This window comes from Vibrio sp. 10N.237.312.B06 (assembly GCF_041464685.1).
Taxonomy (GTDB): domain Bacteria; phylum Pseudomonadota; class Gammaproteobacteria; order Enterobacterales; family Vibrionaceae; genus Vibrio; species Vibrio tasmaniensis_A.
Genome location: NZ_JBFSPI010000001.1, coordinates 144655 through 150654 on the forward strand (window position 1 = coordinate 144655; position 6000 = coordinate 150654).

Below are 6000 nucleotides of genomic sequence, written 5' to 3' on the forward strand. Positions count from 1 at the left end.
TTTCTAGAATAGATTTACTTTTCTAGAATATACGGGTCTTCAAACCCCATAGTTTGCATGATTTCTGTTTCGAGTGACTCCATCTCTTCAGCTTCATCATCTTCGATATGATCATAACCTAGCAGATGCAGACTGCCATGTACAACCATATGAGCCCAGTGTGCTAGCAGAGGCTTACTTTGCTCTTCTGCTTCTTTTTCGACAACTTGGCGGCAAATAATGAGGTCACCCAGTAGATCTAATTCCACTCCTGGTGGTGCTTCAAATGGGAAAGACAGCACGTTAGTTGGCTTATCTTTTCCACGATAGTCATGATTGAGCTGGTGGCTTTCTTGTGTATCAACAATACGAACCGTCAACTCGGCACTCTCTTGAAACTGAGGGATTGTCTTATCCAACCAAAGCTGAATATCTTGCTCGGTTGGAAGACCTTGCTCATTTTCGACCGCTATTTGCAGGTCTAGTTCAATAGACATCTATTTATCACCTTGTTCTGCAATGACAGAGCTATTTTGTGTTGCTAATTGTGTCGTAACAGCTTGCTGAGCCTCAAGAAGTTTGGCTTCTCGTTCTTCTCGTTTGCGAGCCTCAAACTCTTTACGCTCTTTTTGGTCTTTGGCTTCCCACTTCTCGTACGCATTAACGATACGAGCAACCACAGGGTGACGAACGACGTCTTCAGACATGAAGAAGTTAAAGCTAATATCATCCACTTCACTGAGTACTTCAGTTGCATGACGTAGGCCTGATTTTGCCCCACGAGGTAAATCGATTTGTGTAATATCACCTGTGATCACAGCGCGTGAGTTAAAACCGATACGGGTTAAGAACATTTTCATCTGTTCTACCGTGGTGTTTTGGCTCTCATCAAGAATGATAAACGCATCATTCAATGTACGACCACGCATGTAAGCCAGTGGAGCAACTTCAATTACGTTACGCTCAATCAGTTTCTCAACACGCTCAAAGCCAAGCATTTCAAACAGTGCATCGTAAAGCGGACGCAAATATGGGTCTACTTTTTGGCTTAAATCACCTGGTAGGAAACCAAGCTTCTCACCAGCTTCAACAGCAGGACGAGTCAGTAGGATTCGACGAACTTCTTGACGTTCAAGTGCATCAACCGCAGCCGCAACAGCTAAGTACGTTTTACCAGTACCAGCAGGTCCAATACCAAAAGTGATGTCATGAGTGACCATATTCATTAGGTATTGTGCTTGGTTTGGCGTACGAGGTTTGATGACGCCTTTTTTAGTCTTAATGGTCACTTCTTTGCCGTAGTCGATTTCAGACTCGACGTGTTGCTCCAAAATGCCAGACTCAGTGACAGCCAGATGCACTTGCTCTGGTTCGATATCGATTATGTTGCCTTTAACTGGAGCCGTTTCAACATAGAGGTGTTTGATGATGTCTAAAGCGGCGGCTGTCGTGTGAGGCTTACCGACAATCGTGAAAAAGTTGCTACGGTAATTAATCTCAACGCCCAGACGACGCTCAAGATGCTTGATGTTGTCGTCAAATGGTCCGCATAAACTTGCCAAGCGCTTGTTGTCTGCTGGCTCTAGATTTATCTCTAAGGTAACGATTTTATTGCTCAAATTAGCCTCTCATTTTGTGCCACTCACTCTTAAATATAAAAAAGAGCAAAAAGCCCGATTTAGACCGGGCTTTTGATGGTGATATCCCTATTTCTAAGATGGTCACTTAGTTAGGTAATTTCAAGCTTTGTGTTTGCGCTTTGTGCTCAAACAGTTGTATTGCCTATGGCGTAAATGTCGCTACACCTAGCTCGTCTTCACGTTTTGTTTTTTCCATCATTTCTGCTGGAGTCATTACAACGCGTAGACCCATGTCTTTTTCTGTGCGAACTAGCTCACCACGTAGTGAGTTAGTGTAAACCTCAGTGATCTTCACATCTACAAACTGACCGATTAGGTCTGCGGAACCTTCGAAGTTCACAACACGGCTGTTTTCAGTACGGCCACGCAGTTCCATGAGATTCTTTCTTGATGGACCTTCAACAAGAATACGCTGCTCTGTGCCTAGCATTAGACGAGAGAAACGCATAGCTTGTGTGTTTACTGTTTGTTGCAGTTCGTACAGACGATCTTTTTTCTCTTGTGCTGGTACATCACATGGGTAATCTGCCGCTGGCGTACCTGGACGTGGAGAGAAAACAAAGCTGAAGCTCATATCGAAATCAACTTCTTTAATTAGCTTCATTGTATCTTGGAAGTCTTGCTTAGACTCACCAGGGAAACCAACAATAAAGTCAGAGCTGATTTGAATGTCAGGACGAGCTTTACGCAGTTTACGGATAATAGATTTGTACTCGATAGCCGTATGTGGACGCTTCATCATCGTAAGAATACGGTCACTACCACTTTGTACTGGTAGGTGAAGGAAGCTCACTAGTTCAGGGGTATCTTTGTAAACTTCAATGATGTCGTCACCAAACTCAAGCGGGTGGCTTGTTGTGAAACGAATACGGTCGATACCGTCGATAGACGCAACTAGGCGAAGGAGCTCTGCAAATGTGCAGATGTCACCTTCGTGAGTAGGGCCTCGGAATGCGTTTACGTTTTGGCCTAGCAGGTTTACTTCACGTACGCCTTGCTCTGCAAGTTGTGCAACTTCGAATAGCACATCATCCATTGGACGACTAACTTCTTCGCCACGAGTATATGGAACAACGCAGTAAGTACAGTACTTAGAACAACCTTCCATGATAGAAACGTAGGCTGTTGCGCCGTCTGCTTTTGGCTCTGGCAGGTTATCGAACTTTTCGATCTCTGGGAAAGAGATGTCCATTACTGGCTTTTCGTTAGACAGTGATGACTTAATCATCTCTGGTAAACGGTGTAATGTTTGTGGGCCAAAGATAACGTCTACGTAAGGTGCACGTTGACGAATGTGATCACCTTCTTGAGTCGCTACACAGCCACCCACACCGATCACCACACCTTCTTTTTTATCTTTAAGCGTTTTCCAACGACCAAGCTGGTGGAATACTTTTTCTTGCGCTTTTTCGCGGATAGAACAAGTATTCAATAGTAGTACGTCTGCTTCCTCAGGTACTTCAGTTAGCTCATAGCCATTTGCAGCGTTAAGCAGGTCGGCCATTTTTGATGAATCATATTCATTCATCTGACAGCCCCAAGTTTTAATTAGCAGTTTCTTACTCATTATATGTTCGCTCGATCGTTAGTTTAATTTAAGGGAGCAAATCGCCCATTATTCATCCGCTAGCTCCGTTCGTCATAATTCGGTATTCAATTTTATGACAGGCTCTAGCGGCAAGCGGCGTATTGTACTGGTTTCAAAACCGACTGACTAGTAGTCTGAACAAATCTCTTATGTAGTGGTTTTTATTATCGTTAACGCCATATGCCATAAGGGATAACCCTTCTTTCGAATAAGGTTTTTGGTTACAAGTTCGTTATGAAAAAGTACAATCAAAAACAGTCAAAGAATCAAACTGATAAGTACAAAATATGAACAGTTACGATATTGTAGTCGTCGGTGGCGGCATGGTTGGTGCAGCAACAGCAATCGGTTTTGCAAAGCAAGGTCTGAGTGTTGCGGTGATCGAAGGTTTTGCCCCACAAGCTTTTGATGAGTCGCAAGCGATGGACATTCGTGTGTCAGCGATTTCTCAAGCATCGGTCGATTTGCTTGAAGATCTTGGTGCATGGCAAAGTATTGCAGCGATGCGCGTCTGTTCTTACAAGCGATTGGAAACTTGGGAACACCCAGAGTGTCGTACTCGGTTTGATGCTGCATCTCTTGATTTACCTCGTTTAGGTTACATCGTTGAGAATCGATTAATCCAATTGGGTTTATGGGCTCAGTTTGATGCCTACAACAATCTCGAACTGTTATGTCCAGAAAAGCTCGATGAGATTGAGTTTGGTGAGACCAATATAGTCAAGCTTCAGTCGGGTACTCAGTTGTCCGCGAAGTGGGTGGTTGGCGCTGATGGCGCAAATTCAGCCGTCCGTCAGCAAGCAGGGATTGGTATTACGGCTTGGGATTACCGACAGCACTGCATGCTTATCAACGTAGAAACAGAACAGCCTCAGCAAGATATTACTTGGCAGCAATTTTTACCAAGTGGTCCTCGTTCATTTTTGCCTTTGTGTTCTCTAGTCTCTGACGATCAAGAAGTCGGGCAGGGCTCGTTAGTTTGGTATGATTCTCCACTGCGTATTAAGCAATTGTCAGCAATGCCCCCTGAAAAACTACGTAATGAAGTACTTACTCACTTTCCTAAAGAGTTAGGTGATATCAAAGTTTTGAACTCGGGTTCTTTTCCTCTGACACGACGTCATGCTCAATCATACTCAAAGAATAACTGTATTTTAGTCGGGGACTCTGCACATACGATTAACCCTCTAGCAGGGCAGGGTGTTAACTTGGGTTTTAAAGATGTGGCAGCACTATTGGATATCACCCAAGAGAAAGGTGAATTGAATCAATCTGTGGCGAGACGCTATGAAGTGATCAGAAGAGGTGACAATCTAATGATGCAAAGTGGCATGGACTTTTTCTACAAAACGTTTAGCAATGACATTGGCCCACTTAAGTTTGTGCGAAATGCAGCACTAAAGCTAGCAGAAAACTCAGGGCCGATTAAATCACAGGTGCTTAAGTACGCTTTAGGGTTGTGATTGGTTACTCCAAGTTATCTAGTTATAAAAGAAGGAGAGCTGAGGCTCTCCTTTTTTGATTTCATGATAGTGCTTAGTGCTATTGCGTCACACAAACAGGCGCATCAATGGCTAAAGAGCATCCAGTATAAATGAGAGATCCATCCTCAATATTTCGTTTGAATGACGTGAGGTTGTTGGAGTGCTGGTTTGCGGCGATAAGCCATTGCCCGTCTTTAGTGATATGAAAGTCGCGAGGGAACTTACCTTCAACATCGTAACTATCCATAAAAATGAGCTTTTGAGTGACGGAGTCTATTCTAAAACAACTGATTCTGGATTGATGTCGGCAAGACACATAAAGGAATTGCTCATCTGGCGATAGCTTAATCGCAGCTGCGGCTTCTCCTTTCTCCATATTAGGCAATGCATCAATCTCTTCCACTACATTCCAAATGCCTAAAGACTTTTCTAAAATCAATATTGTTTCAGAGAGCTCACACACCACATAGGCTCTATCTTCAGCTTGATTAAAGATTAAGTGACGAGGTCCATTCCCTGCACGTACTTTGATAGATTGCATTGGTTCATCAAGGAACTCTTCTTGCTCTTCGTCAAAGCAATAGAAGTTGATTCGATCGGCTCCGAGATCGACGGTGACAAACTGCGGAGAGTTCTTTAGGAAAAGGCTTTGATGTGCATGTGGGCCTGTTTGTCTTTCTGCATTAGGTCCAGAACCAACCATTTTGAGTGTTTTGAGCCGTTTATCGATATTGCCATTGATACTTAAACTAAAGATATCGAATGTCCCTGATGAATATTGCGATGTAATAGCAAACTTATTGTGGGGATCTATCGTGATATGACAAGGGTGATCTCCTGAGATTGGCCTAGTATTTGACGCTATTGTTGAATCAGAATTCGGTATATGAATCAGTTGTGGTTGTATCTTTTGGTCAACTTCAGAAGCTGTGTAGACCCCCAGCTTTGTCGTGGTAATAAACGAGGGGTTAGTGCAGGCCGCTATAAGCTCTAAAGGCAACAGCGTTCCCGTTTCTAGATCTAACTGAGTTTGATATACACCTTGGCTATTACTTGGAGAATCTGTGTAGCAACCGATCGTTAAAGGGAGGGTTTTCATAGGCAGTCATACTCAGTTAGGAAATGGAGCAGACATTGTCTAATAAAATTGTAGTAAAGTGAGGTTATAGGAGAGAATACTTGGTGACTTGGCTTGCAGATTTACATATTCCAGATAAAACAAAACCCAGCTAAAAAGCTGGGTTCTATTCAATGATGGTGCGGTCGGAGAGACTTGAACTCTCACACCTCTCGGCGCCAGAACCTAAAT

The 6000-nt window shown here is 43.4% G+C and carries 5 protein-coding genes; 1 reads left to right on the forward strand and 4 read right to left on the reverse strand.

Features of this window, described 5'->3' with window-relative positions; translation table 11 throughout:
* Positions 1–14: 14 nt before the first annotated feature.
* The 3 genes from ybeY to miaB all read right to left on the reverse strand — a co-directional run bounded on the left by ybeY (position 15) and on the right by miaB (position 3186).
* Positions 15–476 (reverse strand): rRNA maturation RNase YbeY, encoded by a 462-nt coding sequence (ybeY, locus tag AB6C75_RS00625; RefSeq protein WP_017101917.1) that lies wholly within the window; start codon positions 474–476, stop codon positions 15–17.
* Positions 477–1598 carry a PhoH family protein gene (locus AB6C75_RS00630; RefSeq protein ID WP_009848483.1) on the reverse strand — a complete coding sequence of 374 codons (1122 nt, stop codon included), beginning with the start codon at positions 1596–1598 and terminating at the stop codon, positions 477–479.
* Positions 1599–1761: 163 nt separating this feature from the next.
* The gene (gene miaB / locus AB6C75_RS00635; RefSeq protein WP_009848484.1) at positions 1762–3186 is read right to left on the reverse strand and encodes a tRNA (N6-isopentenyl adenosine(37)-C2)-methylthiotransferase MiaB; all 1425 of its coding nucleotides are present in this window, start codon (positions 3184–3186) and stop codon (positions 1762–1764) included.
* 308 nt (positions 3187–3494) lie between these two features.
* Here miaB and AB6C75_RS00640 point away from each other — a divergent pair, with 308 nt between their 5' ends.
* Entirely contained in the window at positions 3495–4670 is a 1176-nt protein-coding gene (locus AB6C75_RS00640; RefSeq protein WP_135385312.1) for a 2-octaprenyl-3-methyl-6-methoxy-1,4-benzoquinol hydroxylase, read from the forward strand.
* A gap of 79 nt (positions 4671–4749) precedes the next feature.
* Here the strand turns inward: AB6C75_RS00640 and AB6C75_RS00645 are convergent, their stop codons facing one another.
* Entirely contained in the window at positions 4750–5790 is a 1041-nt protein-coding gene (locus AB6C75_RS00645) for a lactonase family protein (protein WP_372106395.1), read from the reverse strand.
* Between the last annotated feature and the right edge of the window lie 210 nt (positions 5791–6000).